24 protein-coding genes are annotated in these 25167 nt (G+C 71.8%); 22 read left to right on the top strand and 2 right to left on the bottom strand.

Going from position 1 to position 25167, the window contains the following annotated elements:
- The first annotated feature begins 23 nt into the window (after positions 1-23).
- Positions 24-1382: a replication-associated recombination protein A gene (locus IF61_RS0106665; RefSeq protein WP_030365312.1), complete on the top strand. Its 1359-nt coding sequence runs from the start codon at positions 24-26 to the stop codon at positions 1380-1382.
- 150 nt (positions 1383-1532) lie between these two features.
- Here the strand turns inward: IF61_RS0106665 and IF61_RS0106670 are convergent, their stop codons facing one another.
- Positions 1533-2246, bottom strand: a complete 714-nt coding sequence (locus IF61_RS0106670; RefSeq protein ID WP_030365313.1) for a DUF2470 domain-containing protein — start codon at positions 2244-2246, stop codon at positions 1533-1535.
- 188 nt (positions 2247-2434) lie between these two features.
- On the opposite strand from IF61_RS0106670, the gene rpsD reads away from it, so the two are divergent.
- The 15 genes from rpsD (at position 2435) to nusB (ending at position 16302) form a co-directional block, all read left to right on the top strand.
- Positions 2435-3049 carry a 30S ribosomal protein S4 gene (gene rpsD / locus IF61_RS0106675; protein WP_030365314.1) on the top strand — a complete coding sequence of 205 codons (615 nt, stop codon included), beginning with the start codon at positions 2435-2437 and terminating at the stop codon, positions 3047-3049.
- Positions 3050-3253: 204 nt separating this feature from the next.
- Complete coding sequence (locus IF61_RS0106680; RefSeq protein WP_245684428.1) at positions 3254-3697, top strand: DUF948 domain-containing protein; 444 nt, start codon at positions 3254-3256, stop codon at positions 3695-3697.
- A gap of 8 nt (positions 3698-3705) precedes the next feature.
- Positions 3706-4035, top strand: coding sequence for a DUF6167 family protein (locus IF61_RS0106685; protein WP_030365316.1), 330 nt, complete (start codon positions 3706-3708; stop codon positions 4033-4035).
- Positions 4035-6704, top strand: a complete 2670-nt coding sequence (gene alaS / locus IF61_RS0106690) for an alanine--tRNA ligase (protein ID WP_030365317.1) — start codon at positions 4035-4037, stop codon at positions 6702-6704. The genes IF61_RS0106685 and alaS overlap by 1 nt, the downstream gene beginning before the upstream one ends.
- Positions 6705-6709: 5 nt before the next feature.
- A complete protein-coding gene (ruvX, locus tag IF61_RS0106695; RefSeq protein WP_043188057.1) occupies positions 6710-7174 on the top strand; it encodes a Holliday junction resolvase RuvX in 465 nt (154 codons plus the stop codon).
- Positions 7175-7304: 130 nt separating this feature from the next.
- Positions 7305-8918: an endolytic transglycosylase MltG gene (gene mltG, locus IF61_RS0106700; RefSeq protein ID WP_030365318.1), complete on the top strand. Its 1614-nt coding sequence runs from the start codon at positions 7305-7307 to the stop codon at positions 8916-8918.
- Entirely contained in the window at positions 8919-9758 is an 840-nt protein-coding gene (locus IF61_RS0106705; protein WP_030365319.1) for a shikimate dehydrogenase, read from the top strand.
- A 160-nt stretch (positions 9759-9918) separates the two neighbouring features.
- On the top strand, positions 9919-11103 hold the full coding sequence (aroC, locus tag IF61_RS0106710) for a chorismate synthase (protein WP_030365320.1): 1185 nt from the start codon (positions 9919-9921) through the stop codon (positions 11101-11103).
- Positions 11100-11645, top strand: coding sequence for a shikimate kinase (locus tag IF61_RS0106715; RefSeq protein WP_030365321.1), 546 nt, complete (start codon positions 11100-11102; stop codon positions 11643-11645). Before aroC ends, IF61_RS0106715 begins: the two co-directional genes overlap by 4 nt.
- A gap of 7 nt (positions 11646-11652) precedes the next feature.
- On the top strand, positions 11653-12744 hold the full coding sequence (aroB, locus tag IF61_RS0106720; protein ID WP_030365322.1) for a 3-dehydroquinate synthase: 1092 nt from the start codon (positions 11653-11655) through the stop codon (positions 12742-12744).
- Positions 12741-13199: a type II 3-dehydroquinate dehydratase gene (gene aroQ, locus IF61_RS0106725; RefSeq protein WP_397945955.1), complete on the top strand. Its 459-nt coding sequence runs from the start codon at positions 12741-12743 to the stop codon at positions 13197-13199. The genes aroB and aroQ overlap by 4 nt, the downstream gene beginning before the upstream one ends.
- Positions 13200-13349: 150 nt before the next feature.
- A complete protein-coding gene (locus IF61_RS0106730) occupies positions 13350-14060 on the top strand; it encodes an AAA family ATPase (protein ID WP_030365324.1) in 711 nt (236 codons plus the stop codon).
- An 82-nt stretch (positions 14061-14142) separates the two neighbouring features.
- Positions 14143-15249 (top strand): aminopeptidase P family protein, encoded by a 1107-nt coding sequence (locus tag IF61_RS0106735; RefSeq protein ID WP_030365325.1) that lies wholly within the window; start codon positions 14143-14145, stop codon positions 15247-15249.
- A 49-nt stretch (positions 15250-15298) separates the two neighbouring features.
- Complete coding sequence (gene efp / locus IF61_RS0106740) at positions 15299-15865, top strand: elongation factor P (protein WP_030365326.1); 567 nt, start codon at positions 15299-15301, stop codon at positions 15863-15865.
- Positions 15866-15867: 2 nt separating this feature from the next.
- Complete coding sequence (gene nusB / locus IF61_RS0106745) at positions 15868-16302, top strand: transcription antitermination factor NusB (RefSeq protein WP_030365327.1); 435 nt, start codon at positions 15868-15870, stop codon at positions 16300-16302.
- Positions 16303-16438: 136 nt separating this feature from the next.
- Here the strand turns inward: nusB and bldD are convergent, their stop codons facing one another.
- Positions 16439-16939, bottom strand: coding sequence for a transcriptional regulator BldD (bldD, locus tag IF61_RS0106750; protein WP_004948690.1), 501 nt, complete (start codon positions 16937-16939; stop codon positions 16439-16441).
- 235 nt (positions 16940-17174) lie between these two features.
- On the opposite strand from bldD, the gene pyrR reads away from it, so the two are divergent.
- The 6 genes from pyrR (at position 17175) to carB (ending at position 25131) form a co-directional block, all read left to right on the top strand.
- Positions 17175-17744 (top strand): bifunctional pyr operon transcriptional regulator/uracil phosphoribosyltransferase PyrR, encoded by a 570-nt coding sequence (pyrR, locus tag IF61_RS0106755; RefSeq protein WP_030365328.1) that lies wholly within the window; start codon positions 17175-17177, stop codon positions 17742-17744.
- A 90-nt stretch (positions 17745-17834) separates the two neighbouring features.
- Positions 17835-18821, top strand: coding sequence for an aspartate carbamoyltransferase catalytic subunit (locus IF61_RS0106760; RefSeq protein WP_030365329.1), 987 nt, complete (start codon positions 17835-17837; stop codon positions 18819-18821).
- Positions 18821-20110, top strand: coding sequence for a dihydroorotase (locus tag IF61_RS0106765; protein WP_030365330.1), 1290 nt, complete (start codon positions 18821-18823; stop codon positions 20108-20110). Before IF61_RS0106760 ends, IF61_RS0106765 begins: the two co-directional genes overlap by 1 nt.
- On the top strand, positions 20107-20688 hold the full coding sequence (locus tag IF61_RS0106770) for a PH-like domain-containing protein (RefSeq protein ID WP_030365331.1): 582 nt from the start codon (positions 20107-20109) through the stop codon (positions 20686-20688). Before IF61_RS0106765 ends, IF61_RS0106770 begins: the two co-directional genes overlap by 4 nt.
- A complete protein-coding gene (gene carA, locus IF61_RS0106775; RefSeq protein WP_030365332.1) occupies positions 20685-21827 on the top strand; it encodes a glutamine-hydrolyzing carbamoyl-phosphate synthase small subunit in 1143 nt (380 codons plus the stop codon). The genes IF61_RS0106770 and carA overlap by 4 nt, the downstream gene beginning before the upstream one ends.
- On the top strand, positions 21820-25131 hold the full coding sequence (carB, locus tag IF61_RS0106780; protein ID WP_030365333.1) for a carbamoyl-phosphate synthase large subunit: 3312 nt from the start codon (positions 21820-21822) through the stop codon (positions 25129-25131). The genes carA and carB overlap by 8 nt, the downstream gene beginning before the upstream one ends.
- The last annotated feature ends 36 nt before the right edge of the window (positions 25132-25167 follow it).

A 25167-nucleotide genomic window follows, 5' to 3' on the forward strand; every position in this document is an offset into this window, starting at 1 on the left:
TGTCGTGACATAGAGTTTCGGACGTGGAGCCCGATCTGTTCACCGCCGCCGCAGAGGACCGCCAGGAGAAAGACCCGGCGAGCAGTCCCCTGGCCGTGCGCATGCGCCCCCGCACGCTCGACGAGGTCATGGGGCAGGGGCACCTGCTCAAGCCCGGCAGCCCCCTGCGGAGGCTGGTGGGGGAGGGCAGCGGCGGCCCGGCCGGCCCGTCGTCGGTGATCCTCTGGGGCCCGCCCGGCATCGGCAAGACGACGCTTGCGTACGTCGTCAGCCAGGCCACCAACAAGCGCTTCGTGGAGCTCTCCGCGATCACCGCGGGCGTCAAGGAAGTACGGGCCGTCATCGACGGCGCGCGCCGCGCCTCCGGGGGCTACGGCAAGGAGACGGTGCTCTTCCTCGACGAGATCCACCGCTTCAGCAAGGCCCAGCAGGACTCCCTCCTGCCCGCCGTGGAGAACCGCTGGGTCACCCTCATCGCGGCCACCACCGAGAACCCCTACTTCTCGATCATCTCCCCGCTGCTCTCCCGCTCCCTGCTGCTGACCCTGCAGGCGCTCACCGACGAGGACCTGCGGGGGCTGCTGCACCGCGCCCTCACCGACGAGCGCGGGCTCGGCGGCGCGGTGACCCTGAGCGCGGACGCCGAGGCGCACCTGCTGCGGATCGCAGGCGGCGACGCCCGGCGCGCCCTCACCGCGCTGGAGGCGGGCGCCGGCTCGGCCATAGCCAAGGGCGAGGCCGGGATCACCCTGGAGACGCTGGAGGAGTCCGTCGACCGGGCGGCCGTGAAGTACGACCGCGACGGCGACCAGCACTACGACGTCGCGAGCGCCCTGATCAAGTCGATCCGCGGCTCCGACGTGGACGCCACGCTGCACTACCTGGCCCGCATGATCGAGGCGGGCGAGGACCCGCGGTTCATCGCGCGGCGGCTGATGATCTCCGCGAGCGAGGACATCGGCCTGGCCGATCCCACGGCCCTGCAGACGGCGGTCGCCGGCGCGCAGGCCGTCGCGCTGATCGGCTTCCCCGAGGCGCGGATCACGCTGAGCCAGGTGGCGATCGCGCTGGCGCTGGCCCCGAAGTCCAACGCGGCCTGCCTCGCGATCGAGGCCGCGCTCGCCGACGTACGGGCGGGCCTCGCCGGCCCGGTGCCGCCGCATCTGCGGGACGGCCACTACAAGGGCGCGGAGAAGCTGGGCCACGCGCAGGGCTATGTGTATCCGCACGATGTGCCCGGCGGCATTGCGGCCCAGCAGTACGCGCCGGACGCGGTCCGGGGCAAGCAGTACTACGCGCCGACGCGGTACGGGGCGGAGGCCCGCTACGCGGACGTGGTGGACCGGGTCCGCCCCCGCCTGCGGGGGGAGCAGCAGGGCTGACCTCGGCCAGGCACCGCCGGACAGGCCCGTTCGGCTTCTCGGCGTTGCGGCGGTTCCAAGGTGCCGGGCAAGCACCTTGGAATCCGCCGCAACGGTGCGCAACCCCCGCCGGGGATTCCGGCGGTGCCGAACCCGCTCAGCCGGCCGTCGTCAATCCGAGGCCGCCTCGAACAACGTGTGCATCGCCCGGCGCAAGCCGACCACGTCACGGACCGGGTCCGGGAACTCGAACCGCGCGTCGAAAGAGCGGTCCGCCGGCGATCCGCCGCCCGCACGGGTGAACCGCACCCGCAGCCCGAAGCGGTCCAGCGCCAGCGGCACCGCCCGGTCGCCCGCGCGGCGCACGTCCTCGGCACGCTCGCCGACGAGCGAGTACAGCCCGAGCACCTGGTCACCGTGGCCCGAGTGCAGGTGCTGCAGCAGCTCGGTCTCGTGGGCGACGAGCGGGTCCGGCTGGGCCCGGGCGAAGTCCTCGGGCTCGATGTCCTCCGCGCCCCACAGGTCGTCCACGCTCGCCTCGCCGATCTCCAGGCGCACCATCATGCGGCCGGGCTCGGTCACGCCGGGGACGCAGGTGATCCAGCCGGAGATCCAGGCCCGGCCGCGGATGCGGCCGGGCACGGAGACGGGCGCCACGTCGGTGAGCTCCAGGACGGCGGACAGCTCGTCGTCCTGCGCGTGCGTCGCGGCGCGCACGACCGGGCTGTCTGCGGGGAAGACCAGGAAGACCTCGCCGTCGGGGCCGACGCTGCGCGCCTCGGGCATCAGCTGGTCGGGGCGGGTGGCGGCGGCCCCGGGCACGAGCAGCACCGCGGAGCATGTACTCTGTACGAGAGTTCGTGTGCGCTCGGCTGCTGACGGCATCCGCGCGATTTCAAGTCCGCTGGGACGCGGCTGACCACGATCTGATCGGACCCCCGTCACGTCGGCGCCATCGAGAGCGCCGGTCTTCTGCGTGCTGTCCGTGATGTGACTGGTGTTCCCCGGGCGAGACATGCGATCTCCTTGAGTAAGGTAAGCCTAACCTAACCTATTCCGGAGGTCTGGAGAACGTGCCTAACCAGTCGCGTCCCAAGGTCAAGAAGTCTCGTGCGCTCGGTATCGCGCTGACCCCGAAGGCTGTCAAGTACTTCGAGGCCCGCCCCTACCCGCCGGGTGAGCACGGCCGTGGCCGCAAGCAGAACAGCGACTACAAGGTCCGTCTGCTCGAGAAGCAGCGTCTGCGCGCCCAGTACGACATCAGCGAGCGCCAGATGGTCCGCGCCTACGACCGCGCCCGCAAGGCCGAGGGCAAGACCGGCGAGGCCCTGGTGGTCGAGCTCGAGCGCCGCCTCGACGCCCTCGTCCTGCGTTCGGGCATCGCCCGCACCATCTACCAGGCCCGCCAGATGGTCGTCCACGGCCACATCGAGGTCAACGGTGGCAAGGTCGACAAGCCGTCCTTCCGCGTCGCCCCGAACGACGTCGTGATGGTCCGCGAGCGCAGCCGCAGCAAGCCGCTGTTCGAGACCTCCCGCGCCGGTGGCTTCGCCGCCGAGGGTGAGACCCCGCGCTACCTGCAGGTCAACCTGGGCGCCCTGGCCTTCCGCCTGGACCGCCTGCCCAACCGCAAGGAAGTTCCGGTCATCTGCGACGAGCAGCTCGTCGTCGAGTACTACGCCCGCTAAGAGCGGCCGCAGGCACTCTCCTTCCGTCCAGCCCGTCGTTCCGCCGGCCCTCGTGGCCGCGGGCCGGCGGGCTGGCGCGTTTCCGGGCCCCGGAGCTCGCACATCCGTGCCGTACGGACCGGTAATGCGGTACGGGCGCGGAGGCCCGGCGCGATAAGGTCGGTACCCGAGCAGCAAAAGACCACAGCTAGGGAGCGGTGCAGCGTGTCCGGTGGAGAGGTGGCCGGGATCCTCGTGGCCGTCTTCTGGGCCATTCTGGTGTCCTTCATCGCCCTGGTGCTGGTGCGGCTCGCGCAGACGCTCAAAGCGGCCACCAAGCTGGTCGCCGACGTCACCGAGCAGGCCGTGCCGCTCCTCGCCGACGCCTCGGCGACCGTCCGCTCCGCACACACCCAGCTCGCCCGCGTCGACTCGATCGCCGCGGACGTCCAGGAGGTCACGGCGAACGCCTCGGCGCTCTCCTCGACCGTCTCCTCCGCCTTCGGCGGCCCGCTGGTCAAGGTCGCCGCCTTCGGCTACGGCGTCCGCCGGGCGATGGGCCGCAAGGCCGCTCCCGAGCCGAAGGGCTCCGTCTTCGTCGGCAAGGCCACCGGCAGCCCCCTGCCGTCCGCCCGTGCCGGCCGCCGCCGCACCCGTGGGAAGGGTTGACCCCAGGAATGTTCCGCCGCACCTTCTGGTTCACGACCGGTGTAGCAGCCGGTGTCTGGGCCACCACCAAGGTCAACCGGAAGCTCGCCAAGCTCACCCCGGAGAGCCTGGCCCTGCAGGCCGCGGACCGCGCGGTCATCGCCGGGCGCAAGGTCAAGCTCTTCGCGCTGGACGTCCGTGACGGGATGGCGCACCGGGAAGCGGCGCTCAAGGACGCGCTCGGCCTCACGGCCGCGCCGCCCGCCCCCGAGCACCGCGCGCTCCCCGGGCAGCGTCACCTCGTCGCGATCGACCCGCAGCACACCTACCACTCGTTCACCCGGAAAGAGGACCACTGATGGAGTCGGCTGAAATCCGCAGGCGCTGGCTGCGCTTCTTCGAGGAGCGTGGGCACACCGTCGTGCCGTCGGCGTCGCTCATCGCGGACGACCCGACCCTGCTCCTGGTCCCCGCGGGCATGGTGCCCTTCAAGCCGTACTTCCTCGGCGAGGTCAAGCCGCCCTTCTCGCGCGCCACCAGCGTGCAGAAATGCGTCCGCACGCCGGACATCGAGGAGGTCGGCAAGACCACCCGCCACGGCACGTTCTTCCAGATGTGCGGCAACTTCTCCTTCGGCGATTACTTCAAGGAAGGCGCCATCAAGCTCGCCTGGGAGTTGCTCACGACTCCCGTGGCGGACGGCGGCTTCGGCCTGGAGCCGGAGAAGCTGTGGATCACCGTCTACCTCGAGGACGACGAGGCCGAGCGCATCTGGCGTGACGTCGTCGGCGTGCCCGCCGAGCGGATCCAGCGCCTGGGCAAGAAGGACAACTACTGGTCCATGGGCGTTCCCGGCCCGTGCGGCCCCTGCTCCGAGATCAACTACGACCGGGGCCCGGAGTTCGGCGCCGAGGGCGGCCCCGCCGTCAACGACGAGCGCTACGTGGAGATCTGGAACCTGGTCTTCATGCAGTACGAGCGCGGTGCCGGCGACGGCAAGGAGGACTTCCCGATCCTCGGGGACCTGCCGTCGAAGAACATCGACACCGGTCTCGGCCTCGAGCGCCTCGCCATGATCCTGCAGGGCGTGCAGAACATGTACGAGACCGACACCCTGCGCGTCGTCATGGACAAGGCCACCGAGCTCACCGGTGTCCGCTACGGCGCCGCCCACGAGACCGACGTCTCCCTGCGCGTCGTGGCCGACCACATGCGCACGTCCACGATGCTCATCGGCGACGGCGTCACCCCCGGCAACGAGGGCCGCGGCTACGTCCTGCGCCGCATCATGCGCCGCGCCATCCGCAACATGCGCCTGATGGGCGCCACCGGCCCCGTCGTGGCCGAGCTCCTCGACGTCGTCATCAAGACGATGGGCCAGCAGTACCCGGAGCTGGAGACCGACCGCAAGCGCATTGAGACGGTCGCCCTCGCCGAGGAGGCCGCCTTCCTCAAGACGCTGAAGGCCGGCACCAACATCCTCGACACCGCCGTCACGGAGACCAAGGCCTCCGGCGGCAAGGTCCTGGCCGGCGACAAGGCGTTCCTGCTCCACGACACCTGGGGCTTCCCGATCGACCTCACCCTGGAGATGGCCGCCGAGCAGGGCCTCTCCGTGGACGAGGACGGCTTCCGCCGCCTGATGAAGGAGCAGCGGGAGCGCGCCAAGGCCGACGCCAAGGCCAAGAAGACCGGCCACGCCGACCTGTCCGCCTACCGCGAGGTCGCGGACACCTCCGGCGAGACCAACTTCACCGGCTACGCCCTCACCGAGAACGAGTCCACGATCGTCGGTCTCCTCGTCGACGGCCTGCCCTCGCCGGCCGCCACCGAGGGCGACGAGGTCGAGGTCGTCCTGGACCGCACCCCCTTCTACGCCGAGGGCGGCGGCCAGCTCGCCGACACCGGCCGCATCAAGCTCGACACCGGTGCCGTGATCGAGATCCGCGACGTGCAGAAGCCCGTTCCGGGCGTGCACGTGCACAAGGGCGTCGTCCAGGTCGGCGAGGTCACCGTGGGCGCCTCCGCCTACGCCTCGATCGACGTCAAGCGCCGCCGCGCCATCGCCCGCGCCCACTCGGCCACCCACCTCACCCACCAGGCCCTGCGCGACGCGCTCGGCCCGACGGCCGCCCAGGCCGGCTCGGAGAACTCGCCGGGCCGCTTCCGCTTCGACTTCGGTTCGCCGGCCGCCGTTCCCGGCACCGTGCTGACCGACGTCGAGCAGCGCATCAACGAGGTTCTCTCCCGGGAGCTCGAGGTGCAGGCCGAGGTCATGAGCCTGGACGAGGCCAAGAAGTCCGGCGCCATCGCCGAGTTCGGCGAGAAGTACGGCGAGCGCGTCCGCGTCGTCACCATCGGCGACTTCTCCAAGGAGCTGTGCGGCGGCACGCACGTCGCCAACACCGCCCAGCTGGGTCTGGTGAAGCTGCTGGGCGAGTCGTCCATCGGCTCGGGCGTGCGCCGTGTCGAGGCCCTCGTCGGCGTCGACGCCTACAACTTCCTGGCCAAGGAGCACACGGTCGTCGCCCAGCTCCAGGAGCTCGTCAAGGGCCGCCCGGAGGAGCTGCCGGAGAAGATCTCCGGGATGCTCGCCAAGCTCAAGGACGCCGAGAAGGAGATCGAGCGCTTCCGCGCCGAGAAGGTCCTGCAGGCCGCCGCGGGCCTGGCCGAGGGCGCCAAGGACGTGCACGGCACGGCCCTGGTCACCGGCCGCGTCCCGGACGGCACCGGCGCCGACGACCTGCGCAAGCTCGTCCTCGACGTGCGCGGCCGCATCCAGGGCGGCCGCGCCGCCGTGGTGGCCCTGTTCACGGTGGCCAATGGCCGCCCGCTGACGGTCATCGCCACCAACGAGGCCGCCCGCGAGCGCGGCCTCAAGGCCGGCGACCTGGTCCGTACGGCCGCCAAGACCCTCGGCGGCGGCGGTGGCGGCAAGCCGGACGTCGCCCAGGGCGGCGGCCAGAACCCCGAGGCCGTCGACGAGGCCATGGCCGCCGTCGAGCGCCTCGTGGCCGAGGCGGTCTGATCCCCGTGCGCCGAGGAAGACGCATCTCCGTCGACGTCGGGGACGCCCGGATCGGGGTCGCCTCGTGCGACCCCGACGGGATCCTCGCCACTCCGGTGGAGACCGTGCCCGGCCGTGACATCCCCAAGGCCCACAAGCGGCTCGTGGAGATCGTCGCGGAGTACGAGCCGATCGAGGTCGTCGTCGGCCTGCCCCGTTCCCTCAAAGGAGGGGAGGGGCCGGCCGCGGCCAAGGTCCGCACCTTCGCCAAGGAGATGGCCCGCCGCGTGGCGCCCGTCCCGGTGCGCCTCGTCGACGAGCGCATGACGACGGTCACCGCGACGCAGGGGCTGCGCGCCTCGGGCGTCAGCTCCAAGAAGGGCCGGTCCGTGGTGGACCAGGCGGCCGCGGTCGTGATCCTGCAGAACGCCCTGGAGACCGAGAAGGTCTCCGGGAGGCCCCCGGGCGAGACCGTCGAAGTGGTCATCTGATCGCAGTACGGTAACGTTCCGCGCTGAACAAGGCAGCCGCCCGGCTGACGTCTCCGACGACGGCCGGGCGACTGGGAACCGCGCTCCTCGGAGCGCCCACCTGCTGCCGCTGCGCGGCTCTAGGGGATCGATGACTGAGTACGGCCGGGGCTCCGGCTCCCAACCGTGGCATCCTGACGACCCGCTGTACGGGGACCAGGGCTACAGCGGACAGCAGCAGCACCCGCAGTCGCAGCAGCCCCAGTACGGTCACGGTCAGCAGCAGTACGGCTGGGACCCCTCCCAGGGCGGGCAGCAGCAGTACGGGCAGCAGGGCGGCGGCACGTACGGCGGCGGGCAGGCCGACTACTACGGCACGCCCGACGGCTACCAGCAACAGCCGCAGCAGCCGCATGGCCAGCAGGGCCACCAGGAGGCCCAGCAGCTGCATCAGGCGCAACAGCAGGGGCAGCAGCAACCGCAGGCGCCGCAGCAACAGCACTCGGTGCCGTACCAGTCGCAGCAGGAGTGGTCCGGGCCCGACGAGGAGAAGATCTCCCTCTTCGACGACCTGCCTCCCGCCACGGCCCGCCCCGGCGAGCACGACGGCGAGCCCGGGGACGGCAGGGACGACGAGGACGACGAGCCGCGCGAGGAGCCCTCCCGCGGCCGCGACCGGCGCGGCAAGAAGTCCAAGAAGCCCAAGAAGAACAAGCGCCGCAGCGGCACCGCCTGCCTCGTGGTCGCCGTGGTGCTCCTCGGCGTCGTGGGCGGTGGCGGCTACCTCGCCTACGACTACTGGGAGACCCACTTCGGCGCGGCGCCCGACTACGAGGGCCAGGGCGGCGGCCAGGTCCAGGTCGAGATCCCCAAGGGGGCCAGCCTGACCGAAATGGGCAAGGTCCTGCAGGAGGCCGGGGTCGTCAAGAGCGTCGGCGCCTTCACCAACGCCGCGGCCAAGAAGGCCATCCAGCCCGGCACGTACACCCTGCACCAGCAGATGTCCGGCGCGGCGGCCGTCGAGATGATGACCAACGCCGGCAACTTCCTGACCATCGCCGAGGGCCGGCGGGCCGTCCAGATCTACGCCGCCATCGACGGGAAGCTGGGCCTCCCGGCGGGCACCACCAAGGACGTCGCCAAGAACCGGGCGAAGGACCTCGGGCTGCCCGCGTGGGCCAACACCGACCCCAAGATCAGGGACCCGCTGGAGGGCTTCCTCTACCCCTCGCAGTACAGCGCCGGCAAGGGCACCAAGCCGGAGACCATCCTCAAGCAGATGGTCGCCCGGGCCAACGAGAACTACGCCAAGCAGGACCTGGAGGGCAAGGCGCGCGAGCTGGGCCTCAAGTCCCCGCTGCAGCTGATCACCGTGGCCAGTCTGGTCAACGCCGAGGGCATGACGCACGACGACTTCCGCAAGATGGCGCGGGTCATCTACAACCGCCTCAAGCCCACCAACGTCGAGACGAACGGCAAGCTGGAGTTCGACTCGACGTACAACTACACGAAGAACCAGAGCAAGCTGGACCTCAGCCCCAAGCAGCTCCGCGCGCTCGACGACCCGTACAACACGTACTTCTACAAGGGCCTGCCCCCCGGGCCCATCGGCAACCCCGGTGAACAGGCCCTCAAGGCCGCCATGGACCCGGAGCCGGGGGACTGGTACTACTTCGTCTCCATCAACGAGAAGACGACGTTCACCAAGAACCTGCAGGAGCACCAGAAGCTCGTGGACGAGTTCAACAAGAGCCGGAAGCCGTAGATGAGCCGCACCCCGGAGCGCCGCCGCGCGGCGGTGCTCGGTTCCCCGATCGCCCACTCGCTCTCCCCGGTCCTGCACCGCGCCGCGTACGCGGAGCTGGGCCTGGGGGAGTGGACGTACGACCGCTTCGAGGTGGACGAGGCCGCGCTGCCCGCCTTCCTCGACAAGCTGGACGGCAGCTGGGCCGGGCTGTCGCTGACCATGCCGCTCAAGCGGGCGGTGATCCCGCTGCTGGACGAGGTCAGCGCCACGGCCGCCGCGGTCGAGGCCGTCAACACCGTCGTGTTCGCGGAGGACGGCCGCCGCCTCGGCGACAACACCGACATCCCCGGCATCGCCGCGGCGCTGCGCGAGCGCGGCGTGACGGAGGCCGCCTCCGCCGCCGTGCTCGGCGCGGGCGCCACCGCGTCCTCCGCGCTCGCCGCCCTGGCCGGGATCTGCACCGGCGAGGTCACCGTGTACGTGCGCAGCGAGGCCCGCGCGGCCGAGATGCGCGAGTGGGGCGAGCGGCTCGGCGTGGCCGTCCGCACCGAGGACTGGGCCCGCGCCGCCGAGGGCCTCACGGCTCCGCTGGTCGTGGCCACCACTCCGGCGGGGGCCACCGACGCCCTCGCGGAGGCCGTCCCGGACCGTCCCGGCGCCCTCTTCGACGTCCTCTACGAGCCGTGGCCCACGCCCCTGGCCGCGGCCTGGGACACGCGCGGCGGCACCGTCCTCGGCGGCCTGGACCTCCTCGTCCACCAGGCGGTCCTCCAGGTCGAGCAGATGACCGGCCGCCCGCGGGCGCCGCTGGCCGCGATGCGCGCGGCGGGCGAGGCCGCCCTCGCCGCCCGCGGCTGACGGGACCCGTCCTGCCGACCACGACGTGACTCACTCCGTTCCACAACGCGGACCGGAGGGCGGAGCGGACCGTCCGGCATGGGAGGATCAGAAGCGGCGGGCCGGGGCCGCGCACCCGGTCGCCGCACGATCTCAAGGCGCGCGAGCATGAGGAGTCCCGTTGAGCAGGTTGCGCTGGCTGACTGCCGGTGAGTCGCATGGTCCGGCACTCGTGGCGACGCTGGAGGGCCTGCCCGCCGGTGTCCCGGTCACCACGGACATGGTGGCGGACCACCTGGCCCGCCGGCGGCTCGGCTACGGCCGCGGCGCGCGCATGAAGTTCGAGCGGGACGAGGTCACCTTCCTCGGCGGCGTGCGCCACGGCCTGACGATGGGCTCCCCGGTCGCGGTCATGGTGGGCAACACCGAGTGGCCCAAGTGGGAGAAGGTCATGGCGGCCGATCCGGTGGACCCGGAGGAGCTGGCGGCGATGGCTCGCAACGCCCCGCTGACCCGCCCCCGCCCCGGCCACGCCGACCTCGCGGGCATGCAGAAGTACGGGATCGACGAGGCCCGCCCGATCCTGGAGCGCGCCTCCGCGCGCGAGACCGCCGCCCGCGTCGCCCTCGGCGCCGTCGCCCGCTCCTACCTGAAGGAGACCGCGGGCATCGAGATCGTCTCCCACGTCATCGAGCTGGCCGCGGCCAAGGCGCCGCTCGGCGTCTACCCCACGCCGTCCGACGTCGGGAAGCTCGACGCCGACCCGGTCCGCTGCCTGGACGAGGCGGCCAGCAAGGCGATGGTCGCCGAGATCGACCAGGCCCACAAGGACGGCGACACGCTCGGCGGCGTCGTCGAGGTCCTGGCCTACGGCGTCCCCGTCGGCCTGGGCTCGCACGTGCACTGGGACCGCCGCCTGGACGCCCGCCTCGCCGCCGCTCTGATGGGCATTCAGGCGATCAAGGGCGTCGAGGTCGGCGACGGCTTCGAGCTGGCCCGGGTGCCGGGCTCGCAGGCCCACGACGAGATCGTCTCCACCGAGGACGGCATCCGCCGCACCTCCGGCCGCTCCGGCGGCACCGAGGGCGGTCTGTCCACGGGCGAGCTGCTGCGCGTCCGCGCGGCCATGAAGCCGATCGCCACCGTGCCGCGCGCCCTGCGCACGGTCGACGTGGCCACCGGCGAGGCCGCCCAGGCCCACCACCAGCGCTCCGACGTCTGCGCGGTCCCGGCCGCCGGCATCGTCGCCGAGGCGATGGTCGCCCTGGTGCTGGCCGACGCGGTGGCGGAGAAGTTCGGCGGCGACAACGTCGCCGAGACCCGCCGCAACGTCCAGGGCTACCTCGAGAACCTGGCCATCAAGTGACCGCGCCCGCCGTCGTGCTGGTGGGCCCGCCGGGAGCCGGCAAGTCCACCATCGGCGCCCTGCTCGCCCAGCGGCTGGGCACCGGCTACCGCGACACCGACGCCGACATCGAGAAGACCGCCGGCAAGCCCATCCCGGAGATCTTCATCGACGAGGGCGAGCCGCACTTCCGCGAGCTGGAGCGGCAGGCGGTGCGCGCCGCCGTCGCCGGGCACCCCGGCGTGCTCTCCCTCGGCGGCGGCGCGATCATGGACGACGGGACCCGGGCCCTCCTCGCGGGGCTGCCCGTGGTCTTCCTCGACGTCGAGCTCGCCGACGCCGTACGGCGCGTCGGCCTCGACGCCCCGCGCCCACTGCTCGCGATCAACCCGCGGCAGCGCTGGCGCGAGCTGATGGAGGCTCGCCGCCCGCTCTACACGGAGGTCGCCCGGGCCACCGTAGCCACCGGCGGCCGCACGCCGGACGAGGTCGCCGACGCCGTGCTGGAGGCCCTGCACCTGGCACCGGCGCCGGGGAACCGAACACAGGACACCACGCAGTGAGGAACGCATGACCGACGCCCACACCCGCATCCAGGTCGCCGGCAGCGCGGGCACCGACCCGTACGAGGTCCTGGTCGGGCGACAGCTGCTGGGCGAGCTGCCCGGCCTCATCGGCACCAAGGCCAAGCGGGTTGCCGTGCTCCACCCCGAGGCCCTCGCCGAGACCGGCCAGGCGATCCGCGAGGACCTGGCCTCCCAGGGCTACGAGGCCATCGCGATCCAGCTGCCCAACGCCGAGGAGTCCAAGACCGTCGAGGTCGCGGCCTACTGCTGGAAGGCGCTGGGCCAGACCAACTTCACCCGCACCGACGTCATCGTCGGCGTGGGCGGCGGCGCCACCACGGACCTCGCCGGCTTCGTCGCCGCCACCTGGCTGCGCGGCGTGCGCTGGATCGCCGTGCCCACCACGGTGCTGGCCATGGTCGACGCCGCCGTCGGCGGCAAGACCGGCATCAACACCGCCGAGGGCAAGAACCTCGTCGGCGCCTTCCACCCGCCCGCCGGCGTCCTGTGCGACCTGGCCGCGCTGGACTCGCTGCCGGTCCACGACTACGTCAGCGGCCTCGCCGAGGTCATCAAGGCGGGCTTCATCGCCGACCCGGCCATCCTCGACCTCATCGAGGAGGACCCGGAGGCCGCCCGCACCCCCGCAGGCCCCCGCACCGCCGAGCTGATCGAGCGCGCGATCCGGGTCAAGGCCGAGGTGGTCTCCTCCGACCTCAAGGAGTCGGGCCTGCGCGAGATCCTCAACTACGGCCACACCCTCGCCCACGCCATCGAGAAGAACGAGCGCTACAACTGGCGGCACGGCGCGGCCGTCGCCGTCGGCATGGTCTTCGCCGCCGAGCTCGGCCGCATCGCGGGCCGCCTCGACGACGCGACCGCCGACCGGCACCGGACGATCCTCACCTCCGTGGGCCTGCCCGTCACCTACCGCGGCGACCAGTGGCCCAAGCTGGTGGAGACCATGAAGGTCGACAAGAAGACCCGCGGCGACCGGCTGCGTTTCATCGTCCTGGACGGCCTCGCCAAGCCGACGGTCCTGGAGGGCCCCGACCCGGCGATGCTGCTCGCGGCGCACGCCGAGATCGCGGCGTGAGCGCCGTGCCGGAACAGCCGCGGAAGGTCCTGGTCCTCAACGGCCCCAACCTGGGCCGGCTCGGCTCCCGCGAGCCCGACGTCTACGGCTCGACGTCCTACAAGGGGCTCGTGGAGGAGTGCACCCGGCTCGGCGCGGAGCTCGGCTTCGCCGTCGACGTGCGCGAGACCAACGACGAGGGCGAGATGGTCCGCTGGCTGCACGAGGCGGCCGACGGCGCCCTCCCGGTCGTCATCAACCCCGGCGCGTTCACGCACTACTCGTACGCCATGCGCGACGCGGCCGCCCAGCGCACCGCGCCGCTCGTCGAGGTGCACATCTCCAACCCGTACGCGCGCGAGGAGTTCCGCCACACCTCCGTGATCGCGGCGGTCGCCAGCGGCACCGTCGCGGGCTTCGGCATCGGCTCCTACCGCCTCGCGCTGCGGGCCCTGGCCGAGGAACTCGCGGGCTGACGCACCCGTTGCCCCTGCGGGGGCGAGGGGGCCGGGGCTCGGGTACTCTCCCGTCTGGCCGACGCCCGGTGGCGTGAACTGAGGGACCCTCAGCTCACGCCACCGGGCGCCCCCTGCCGCCCGCGCCCTCACGAGACGGAGTGCCACCGCATGCAGTACCCCGTCGGACCGCCGCTGCCGCCGGCCCACCCCCCGATGCCGGGTGCGCCACCGCCGCCGGCCGACCCGACCGGCCACCTCATCGTCCCGCAGGGCGCGCCCGCGCCGGGAGCGGTGCCCGGCATGCCGCCGGCCGCCCCCGCCCACGCCGCCGTCGCGGTGATCCTCATCGGCCCGGCCGGCGCCGGGAAGACGACCGTGGCCCGGCACTGGGCGGACACCCGCCGCGTGCCCACCGCCCACATCAGCCTGGACGACGTCCGCGAGTGGGTGCGCTCGGGCTTCGCCGACCCCCAGTCCGGCTGGAACGACCACTCCGAGGCGCAGTACCGCCTCGCCCGCCGCACCTGCGGCTTCGCCGCCCGCAACTTCCTCGCCAACGGCATCTCCTGCATCCTCGACGACGCCGTCTTCCCCGACCGGCCCGCCGTCGGCCTCGGCGGCTGGAAGCGCCACGTGGGCCCCGGCCTGCTCCCCGTCGTCCTGCTGCCCGGACTGGAGGTCGTCCTGGAGCGCAACGCCGAGCGCTCGGGCAACCGCCGCCTCGGCGACGAGGAGGTGGCCCGGATCCACGGCCGGATGGCCGGCTGGTACGGCTCCGGCCTGCCGATCATCGACAACTCCCAGCAGGACGTCACCACCACCGCCCGCCTCCTCGACGAGGTCGTCGCCCGCTCGCTGGCCAGCCCGCCCAGCTGGTGACCGGCCCGGGCGGCCGGGAGCCGGTGCCCGGTCGGACGCGCTGGGACGGCCGCCCGCGGCACTCCGCCGTACGCTCAAAGACATGTCCGAGGTGTACGCGGCGCGCCGCGACCGGCTGCGCGAGCGCTGCCACGCGGCCGGGAGCGAGGCCGCCCTGGTCTCCGGGAACGCCAACGTCCGCTACCTGGCCGGCACCGCCCCGGCCGGGGCGGTGCTCCTCGTGTGCCCCGGCCAGGACGTCCTGCTCTGCCCCCGCGACCCCTGCGGCGAGGCCGGCGGCCCCCGGGCCGCCGAGGACCTGCAGGTCCTCCTGCTGGCCGAGGCGGACGGCGACCCGGCCGTCGCCGGCGCCGAGCGCGCCGCGGCCGCGGGCAGAGGCTCGCTCGCCGTCGAGGAGCACCACCTGACGGTCTCCCGCCACCGTGCCCTGCGGTCCGTCGCGCCCCGGCTGCGCCTGACCGACCTCGGCCCCGCCGTGGAGCAGCAGCGGCTGGTCAAGGACGACGAGGAGATCTCCTCCCTGCGGATCGCCGCGGAGATCGCCGACCAGGCCCTGGGGGAGCTCCTGGAGTCGATCCTGGTCGGGCGCACGGAGCGGCACCTGGCCCTGGAGCTGGAGCGCCGGCTGGTCGACCACGGCGCGACGGGCCCGGCGTTCCCCACCTCGGTCGGCACGGGCCCGAACTCGGGGCTGGCCGGGCACCTGCCGAGCGATCGCCGCGTGGAGGAGGGCGACTTCCTCAGCGTGTGCGTGGGCGCCGACTACCACGGCTACCGCAGCGAGATCGGCCGTACGTTCGTGATCGGCACCAGCCCGGCGGACTGGCAGATCGAGCTCTACGACCAGGTGTTCGCCGCCCAGCGGGCCGGCCGGGAGGCGCTCGCGCCGGGCACTCCGTACCGGGACGTGGACCGTGCCGCGCGCGTGGTGCTGGAGGCCGCCGGGCACGGCGAGCGGGTCGGGCCGCGGATCGGACACGGCGTGGGGCTCGAAAACGACGAGGACCCTCGGCTGACACCTTCGGCAATGGGTAAACTGGACGCTTGCGTGCCGGTCACCGTAGATCCGGGGGTACACCTCCCGGGCCGCGGCGGCGTCCGGATCGATGACACGCTCGTCGTCCGCCCCGAGGCGGACGGCGGACCCGAGCTACTCACCATCACGACCAAAGAGCTGCTCGCGCTCTAGCCGGCGCATCGCACTTTCTGGTTCCACCAGTCCAGGAGATACCGCAACCGTGGCATCCACGAACGACCTCAAGAACGGCATGGTGCTCAAGCTCGACGGGGGCCAGCTCTGGTCCGTCGTCGAGTTCCAGCACGTCAAGCCCGGCAAGGGCCCCGCCTTCGTCCGTACGAAGCTGAAGAACGTGCTCTCCGGCAAGGTCGTCGACAAGACCTTCAACGCCGGCGTGAAGGTCGAGACGGCCACCGTCGACCGCCGCGACATGCAGTTCTCCTACATGGACGGCGAGTACTTCGTCTTCATGGACATGCAGACCTACGACCAGCTGATGGTCTCGCGCAAGGCCGTGGGCGACGCCGCCAACTTCCTGCTCGAGGGCTTCACCGCCACCGTGGCCACGCACGAGGGCGAGGTGCTCTACGTCGAGCTGCCGGCCGCCGTCGAGCTGACCATCGAGCACACCGACCCGGGCGTGCAGGGCGACCGCTCCACCGGTGGCACCAAGCCCGCCAAGCTGGAGACGGGCTACGAGATCCAGGTCCCGCTCTTCGTCACCACCGGTGAGAAGATCAAGGTCGACACGCGCACCGGCGATTACCTCGGCCGGGTGAACAGCTAACCGTGGCTGCCCGCAGCAAGGCCCGTAAGCGCGCCTTCCAGATCCTCTTCGAGGCCGACCAGCGCGGCATCACCGTGCAGAACGTACTCGCGGACTGGATCCGGCACTCCCGGTCCGACGACCGCCAGCCGCCGGTGAACGAGTACACCATGCAGCTGGTCGAGGGGTACGCCGAGCACGTGGCCCGGATCGACGAGCTGATCTCCACCTACGCGGTCGACTGGGACCTGGACCGGATGCCGGTCGTGGACCGGAACATCGTGCGGCTCGGTGCCTACGAGCTGATCTGGGAGGACGGCACTCCGGACGCGGTGGCGATCGACGAGGCGGTGCAGCTCGCCAAGGAGTTCTCCACGGACGAGTCGCCGGCCTTCGTCAACGGTCTGCTCGGCCGCTTCAAGGAGCTCAAGCCGGGTCTCCGGCGCGACGAGAAGTAAGCGGCCCGGCTCGTGCGAGCCGGGCCCGCCCGAAGGCGGACCGCCGAGCCGGGTCCGCCCGAAAACAAACCGCCTGGGGCGGGAAACCAAAGGTTTCCCGCCCCAGGCGGTTTCGTTAATCGGACCGGACCGGCCGTCAGGCGTCCTCGTGCTGGACCGCGCGGCGCGCATCCGCATCGAGCACGCCCCAGCTGATCAGCTGCTCGGTGAGCACCGAGGGCGACTGGTCGTAGATGACGGCAAGGGTCCGCAGGTCGTCCTGGCGGATCGAGAGGACCTTGCCGTTGTAGTCGCCGCGCTGGCTTTGGATGGTGGCCGCGTAACGCTGGAGCGGGCCGGCCTTCTCGGCCGGCACGTGGGCCAGGCGCTCAAGGTCCAGAACCAGCTTCGGCGGCGGCTCGGCGGCACCGCCCGGCGTGGTGCCGGGCAGCAGCTCCTGCACGGGAACCCCGTAGAAGTCGGCCAGCTCGGCCAGGCGCTGCACGGTCACGGCACGGTCGCCGCGCTCGTACGAACCCACTACGACGGCCTTCCAGCGGCCCTGAGACTTCTCCTCCACGCCGTGAAGGGAGAGGCCCTGCTGGGTGCGGATGGCGCGGAGCTTGGCCCCGAGCTGTTTGGCGTATTCGCTGGACATAAAGCTCCCCGGACGCTGTATCGACGTGCGACGGCGTCTTCTGAAGACTGCCGCGTGTCTGGTAACTCACTGTGAGGTTACGCAGCGTAATCTGACTTCGTCAAGCCGAATGGTCCATACCGTCCTCCAGGAGGGGGGCCGGTGAGCGCCGGGCACCGGGCCTGGTACGGTGAGGAAGTAATTTCGACGTCCTTTAATGTCCGTCCCGTGAGGCGGAGAAGGAGGTCCGTTTCGTATGGACGCATTTCCCAGTGCACGTCCCGTGCTCGAAGCACCGGACATCGCCCGGGTTCTCACCCGCATCGCCCACGAGATCGTCGAGCGGGCCAAGGGCGCCGACGACGTCGTGCTCCTCGGCATCCCCACCCGTGGCGTCTTCCTCGCCCGCAGGCTGGCCGCCAAGCTCGAGGAGATCACCGGAGGCAAGACCCCGGTCGGCTCCCTCGACATCACCATGTACCGCGACGACCTGCGGCTCCGCCCGGCCCGTGCGCTCGCCCGCACGGAGATCCCCGGCGAGGGCATCGACGGCAGGCTCGTCATCCTCGTCGACGACGTGCTCTTCTCCGGCCGCACCATCCGCGCCGCGCTCGACGCGATGAACGACCTCGGCCGCCCCCGCGCCGTCCAGCTCGCGGTCCTCGTCGACCGCGGCCACCGCGAACTTCCCATCCGCGCCGACTACGTCGGCAAGAACCTCCCGACGTCGCTGCGGGAGACGGTCAAGGTCCACCTCACCGAGGAGGACGGCCGCGACAGCGTGCTCCTCGGCGCGGGCACGACCGCCCCGGCCGACGGGCAGTAGCGCGCCCCCACGGACCCGCCGGACGGGTCCGTGCGCCGCCGCATGCCCGGCCACAGCCCTCGCACACCTCCACAACACGGAGAAACCCGGATGAAGCGCCACCTCATCTCGGCCGCCGACCTCACCCGCGACGACGCCGTCCTGATCCTCGACACCGCCGAGGAGATGGCCCGGGTCGCGGACCGGCCGATCAAGAAGCTGCCCACCCTGCGCGGTCGCACCGTCGTCAACCTCTTCTTCGAGGACTCGACGCGGACCCGCATCTCCTTCGAAGCCGCGGCGAAGCGCCTGTCCGCCGACGTCATCAACTTCTCCGCCAAGGGCTCCTCGGTCTCCAAGGGCGAGTCGCTGAAGGACACCGCCCTGACCCTGGAGGCCATGGGCGCGGACGCCGTCGTCATCCGCCACCACGCCTCCGGCGCCCCCTACCGGCTGGCGAACTCCGGCTGGATCGACGGGGCCGTCGTCAACGCCGGCGACGGCACCCACGAGCACCCCACCCAGGCCCTGCTGGACGCCTTCACCATGCGCCGCCGCCTGGTCGGCCGGGACGCCGGGATCGGCCAGGACCTCTCCGGGCGCCGCATCACGATCGTCGGCGACGTGCTGCACAGCCGCGTGGCCCGCTCCAACGTCCACCTGCTGACCACGCTCGGCGCCGAGGTCACCCTCGTCGCCCCGCCCACGCTGGTGCCCGTCGGCGTCGAGAGCTGGCCCTGCGAGGTCTCCTACGACCTCGACGCCGTGCTGCCGAAGTCCGACGCCGTGATGATGCTGCGCGTGCAGCGCGAGCGCATGAACGCCGCGTTCTTCCCGACCGAGCGCGAGTACTCGCGCCGCTACGGCCTGGACGGGGACCGCATGGCGAAGATGCCCGAGCACGCCGTCGTGATGCACCCCGGCCCGATGAACCGCGGCATGGAGATCACCGCCGCGGTCGCCGACTCCGACCGCTGCACGGCCGTCGAGCAGGTCGCCAACGGCGTCAGCACCCGGATGGCCGTCCTCTACCTGCTGCTCGGCGGCTCCGAGCCCGCCGTCACCACGAACAACGCCCGCACCGAGGAGAACAAGTAATGACCAAGATCCTGATCCGCGGTGCGAAGGTGCTCGGAGGCGAGCCGCAGGACGTCCTGATCGACGGCGAGACCATCGCCGAGGTCGGAGCGGGCCTGACGGCCCCCGAGGGCGCACAGGTCATCGAGGCCGACGGCAAGATCCTGCTGCCCGGCCTGGTCGACCTCCACACCCACCTGCGCGAGCCCGGCCGCGAGGACTCCGAGACCGTCCTGACCGGCACCCGGGCCGCCGCGAGCGGCGGCTTCACCGCCGTCTTCGCCATGGCCAACACCTTCCCCGTCGCCGACACCGCCGGCGTCGTCGAGCAGGTCTGGCGCCTGGGCAAGGAGTCCGGCTACTGCGACGTGCAGCCGATCGGTGCCGTCACCGTCGGCCTGGAGGGCAAGAAGCTCGCCGAGCTCGGCGCCATGCACGACTCCGCCGCCGGCGTCACCGTCTTCTCCGACGACGGCAAGTGCGTCGACGACGCCGTGATCATGCGCCGCGCGCTGGAGTACGTGAAGGCCTTCGGCGGCGTCGTCGCGCAGCACGCCCAGGAGCCCCGGCTCACCGAGGGCGCCCAGATGAACGAGGGCGTCGTCTCCGCCGAGCTCGGCCTGGGCGGCTGGCCCGCCGTCGCCGAGGAGTCGGTCATCGCCCGCGACGTCCTGCTCGCCGAGCACGTCGGCTCCCGGGTGCACATCTGCCACCTGTCCACCGCCGGCTCCGTCGAGATCGTCCGCTGGGCCAAGTCCCGCGGCATCGACGTCACCGCCGAGGTCACCCCGCACCACCTGCTCCTCACCGACGAGCTCGTGCGGTCGTACAACCCGGTCTACAAGGTGAACCCGCCGCTGCGGACCGAGCGCGACGTGATGGCCCTGCGCGAGGCCCTGGCCGACGGCACGATCGACATCGTCGCCACCGACCACGCCCCGCACCCGCACGAGGACAAGGACTGCGAGTGGGCCGCGGCCGCCATGGGCATGGTGGGCCTGGAGACCGCGCTGTCCGTCGTCCAGCAGACGATGGTCGAGACCGGGCTGCTGGACTGGGCCGGCGTCGCCGAGCGCATGTCCGCCAAGCCCGCCCGCATCGGCAGCCTCGAAGGCCACGGTCGTCCCATCGCCGCCGGTGAGCCCGCCAACCTCACCCTGGTGGATTCCGCTTACCGTGGTGTCGTGGACCCCGCGGGCTTCGCCTCCCGCAGCCGCAACACCCCCTACGAGGGCCGCGAGCTGCCGGGTCGCGTCACCCACACCTTCCTGCGGGGCCGGGCTACGGTCGTGGACGGGAAACTCGCGTGACATCAGCACCATCTGCACTGATCAACCTGGCGGCCGAGCAGAAGTCTGCCGACGTCACCGACTGGGCCGCGCGCATCGGCTGGGTCGTGGGCCTGCTGCTCTTCATCGCGCTGCTCTACTGGCTGATGCGCGAGGGCTGGAAGTGGCGCGGCACGCTCCAGGGCGACCTGCCCGAGCTGCCCACCGCCCCCGCTGACCAGGGCGAGCCCACCCTGACGATGACGGGCCGCTACCACGGCTCCACCACGGCCGGCCAGTGGCTCGACCGCATCGTCGCGCGCGGCCTCGGCACCCGCAGCCGCGCAGAGCTCACCCTGACGGAGCAGGGCGTCACCGTCGTGCGCCCGGGCGCCCAGGACTTCTTCATCCCCGCGGACCGGGTGCGCGGCGCCCGGCTCGACAAGGGCATCGCAGGCAAGGTCCTCGCCGAGGGCGGCCTGCTGGTGATCACCTGGGTGCACGGGGACCGCGAGATCGATTCCGGTTTCCGCTCCGACCAGGCGGCCGAGCACTCGGCCTGGGTCGAGGCCCTTACCCACCTGCACCACCTGAACAGCGACACGGAAGGCGCACGATGACGACCTCCACCAGGGGGACTGCCAAGGTCCCCGCCGTACTCGTCCTGGAGGACGGCCGGATCTTCCGCGGCCGGGCCTACGGGGCCGTGGGGGAGACCTTCGGAGAGGCCGTGTTCTCCACCGGCATGACCGGCTACCAGGAGACCCTGACCGACCCCTCGTACCACCGCCAGGTCGTCGTGATGACCGCCCCGCACGTGGGCAACACCGGCGTCAACGACGAGGACCCCGAGTCCGCGCGCATCTGGGTCGCGGGCTACGTGGTGCGCGACCCCGCCCGTGTCCCGTCCAACTGGCGCTCGCGCCGGTCCCTGGACGAGGAGCTGGCCAAGCAGGGCGTCGTCGGCATCTGCGGCATCGACACCCGTGCCCTCACCCGCCACCTGCGCGAGCGCGGCGCCATGCGCGTCGGCATCTTCTCCGGGCACTCCCTGCCCGACGAGGGCACCATGCTCGCCGAGGTGCGCCAGGCCCCCGAGATGACGGGCGCCGACCTCTCCGCCGAGGTCGCCACCAAGGAGACCTACGTCGTCCCCGCGATCGGCGAGAAGAAGTTCACCGTCGCCGCGATCGACCTGGGCATCAAGGGCATGACCCCGCACCGGATGGCCGAGCGCGGCATCGAGGTGCACGTCCTGCCCGCCACGGCCACCGCCGAGGACGTCTACGCCGTGAACCCCGACGGCGTGTTCTTCTCGAACGGCCCGGGCGACCCGAGCACCGCCGACCACCCGGTCGCCGTCATGCGCGAGGTCCTCTCCCGCAAGACGCCGCTGTTCGGCATCTGCTTCGGCAACCAGATCCTCGGCCGCGCGCTCGGCTTCGGCACGTACAAGCTGAAGTACGGCCACCGCGGCATCAACCAGCCCGTGCAGGACCGCACGACCGGCAAGGTCGAGGTCACCGCGCACAACCACGGCTTCGCCGTCGACGCCCCGCTCGACCGGGCGACCGACACGCCGTACGGCCGGGTCGAGGTCTCCCACGTGTGTCTGAACGACGACGTGGTGGAAGGCCTCCAGTTGCTCGACCAGCCGGCATTCAGCGTCCAGTACCACCCCGAGGCAGCCGCAGGCCCGCACGACGCCGCGTACCTGTTCGACCGCTTCGTGACCCTGATGGAGGGCCAGCGTGCCTAAGCGCACCGACATCCAGTCCGTTCTGGTCATCGGCTCCGGCCCGATCGTCATCGGCCAGGCCGCGGAGTTCGACTACTCCGGCACCCAGGCCTGCCGCGTGCTGAAGTCCGAGGGCCTGCGGGTCATCCTCGTCAACTCCAACCCGGCCACGATCATGACCGACCCGGAGATCGCCGACGCCACGTACGTCGAGCCGATCACCCCCGAGTTCGTCGAGAAGATCATCGCCAAGGAGCGCCCCGACGCCCTCCTGCCCACCCTCGGCGGCCAGACCGCGCTCAACACCGCCATCTCCATGCACGAGAACGGCGTGCTGGAGAAGTACGGCGTGGAGCTCATCGGCGCCAACGTCGAGGCGATCCACAAGGGCGAGGACCGCGACCTGTTCAAGGGCGTCGTCGAGGCCGTCCGTGCCAAGATCGGCCACGGCGAGTCCGCCCGCTCGGTCATCTGCCACACCATGGACGAGGTCCTCGCGGGCGTCGGGACGCTCGGCGGCTACCCCGTCGTCGTCCGTCCCTCCTTCACCATGGGCGGCGCCGGCTCCGGCTTCGCCCACGACGAGGAGGAGCTGCGCCGCATCGCCGGCCAGGGCCTCACGCTCTCCCCGACCACCGAGGTGCTCCTGGAGGAGTCCATCCTCGGCTGGAAGGAGTACGAGCTGGAGCTGATGCGCGACAAGAACGACAACGTCGTGGTCGTCTGCTCCATCGAGAACTTCGACCCCATGGGCGTGCACACCGGTGACTCGATCACCGTCGCCCCGGCGATGACGCTCACCGACCGCGAGTACCAGATCCTCCGCGACGTCGGCATCGCGATCATCCGCGAGGTCGGCGTCGACACCGGCGGCTGCAACATCCAGTTCGCGGTCAACCCCGAGGACGGCCGGGTCATCGTCATCGAGATGAACCCGCGCGTCTCGCGCTCCTCCGCGCTCGCCTCCAAGGCCACCGGCTTCCCGATCGCCAAGATCGCCGCCCGCCTGGCCGTCGGCTACACGCTGGACGAGATCCCCAACGACATCACCGAGAAGACCCCGGCGTCCTTCGAGCCCACGCTCGACTACGTCGTGGTCAAGGCGCCCCGCTTCGCCTTCGAGAAGTTCCCGGCCGCCGACGCCACCCTCACCACCACCATGAAGTCGGTGGGCGAGGCCATGGCCATCGGCCGCAACTTCACCGAGGCGCTGCAGAAGGCCCTGCGCTCGCTGGAGAAGAAGGGCTCGCAGTTCGACTTCGTCTCCGCCCCCGGCGACAAGGCCGAGCTGCTGGCGAAGGCGGTCCGTCCCACCGACGGCCGGATCAACACCGTCATGGCCGCCATCCGCGCCGGCGCCACCCCGGAGGAGGTCTTCGACGCCACGAAGATCGACCCGTGGTTCGTCGACCAGCTCTTCCTGCTCAAGGAGGTCGCCGACGACCTGGCCGCCGCCGTCCGGCTGGAGCCCGGGCTGCTGGCCGAGGCCAAGCGGCACGGCTTCTCCGACGCCCAGATCGGCGCCATCCGCAGCCTGCCCGAGGCCGTCGTCCGCGAGGTCCGGCACGCCCTCGGCGTCCGCCCCGTCTACAAGACGGTCGACACCTGCGCCGCCGAGTTCGCCGCGAAGACCCCGTACTTCTACTCCTCCTACGACGAGGAGACCGAGGTCGCGCGCCGCGAGAAGCCCGCGGTGATCATCCTGGGCTCGGGCCCGAACCGCATCGGCCAGGGCATCGAGTTCGACTACTCCTGCGTCCACGCCTCCTTCGCCCTCAGCGACGCCGGCTACGAGACCGTCATGGTCAACTGCAACCCCGAGACCGTCTCCACCGACTACGACACCTCCGACCGGCTCTACTTCGAGCCGCTCACCCTGGAGGACGTCCTGGAGATCGTCCACGCCGAGCAGGAGGCCGGCCCCGTCGCGGGCGTCATCGTCCAGCTCGGCGGGCAGACCCCGCTCGGCCTCGCCCAGGCCCTCAAGGACAACGGCGTGCCGATCGTCGGCACCTCGCCCGAGGCCATCGACCTCGCCGAGGAGCGCGGCGCCTTCGGCCGCGTGCTCACCGAGGCCGGCCTGCCCGCGCCCAAGTACGGCACCGCCTTCTCCTTCGAGGAGGCCAAGGGCATCGCCGCCGAGATCGGCTACCCGGTCATGGTCCGCCCGTCCTACGTGCTCGGCGGCCGCGGCATGGAGATCGTCTACGACGAGCCCTCCCTCGGCGAGTACCTGGAGCGCCACGCCGGCCTGATCTCCGAGCACCCGGTCCTCATCGACCGCTTCCTCGACGACGCCATCGAGATCGATGTCGACGCGCTCTACGACGGCCATGAGCTCTACCTCGGCGGCGTCATGGAGCACATCGAGGAGGCCGGCATCCACTCCGGCGACTCCGCCTGCGCCCTGCCCCCGATCACCCTCGGCGGCTTCGACATCAAGCGGCTGCGCGCCTCCACCGAGGCCATCGCCAAGGGCGTCGGCGTCCGCGGCCTGATCAACATCCAGTTCGCCATGGCCGGGGACATCCTCTACGTCCTGGAGGCCAACCCGCGCGCCTCCCGCACGGTCCCCTTCACCTCGAAGGCGACCGCCGTGCCGCTGGCCAAGGCCGCCGCCCGCATCTCGCTGGGCGCGACCGTCGCCGAGCTGCGCGCGGAGGGCATGCTGCCCAAGGAGGGCGACGGCGGCACGCTGCCGCTGGACGCGCCGATCTCCGTCAAGGAGGCCGTGATGCCGTGGTCGCGCTTCCGCGACATCCACGGCCGCGGCGTGGACACCGTCCTCGGCCCGGAGATGCGCTCCACCGGCGAGGTCATGGGCATCGACACCGTCTTCGGCACGGCCTACGCGAAGTCGCAGGCCGGCGCCTACGGCGCGCTGCCGACCAAGGGCCGCGCGTTCGTCTCGGTCGCCAACCGCGACAAGCGCTCGATGATCTTCCCGGCGCGCGAGCTGGTCGCCCACGGCTTCGAGCTGCTGGCCACCTCCGGCACCGCCGAGGTCCTGCGGCGCAACGGCATCAACGCCACCGCCGTGCGCAAGCAGAGCGAGGGCGAGGGCCCGAACGGCGAGAAGACCATCGTCCAGCTCATCCACGACGGCCAGGTCGACCTGATCGTCAACACCCCGTACGGCACGGGCGGCCGCCTCGACGGCTACGAGATCCGTACGGCCGCGGTCGCCCGCGCGGTGCCGTGCCTGACCACGGTCCAGGCCCTCGCGGCCGCCGTCCAGGGCATCGAGGCGCTCACCCGCGGCGACGTGGGCGTGCGCTCCCTGCAGGAGCACGCGGAGCACCTGACCGCCGCCCGCGAGGCGTAAGGCTCCCGGGCCGAGGGGGACACCGGGAGGTGTCCC

This window comes from Streptomyces roseoverticillatus (genome assembly GCF_000719265.1).
Taxonomy (GTDB): domain Bacteria; phylum Actinomycetota; class Actinomycetes; order Streptomycetales; family Streptomycetaceae; genus Streptomyces; species Streptomyces roseoverticillatus.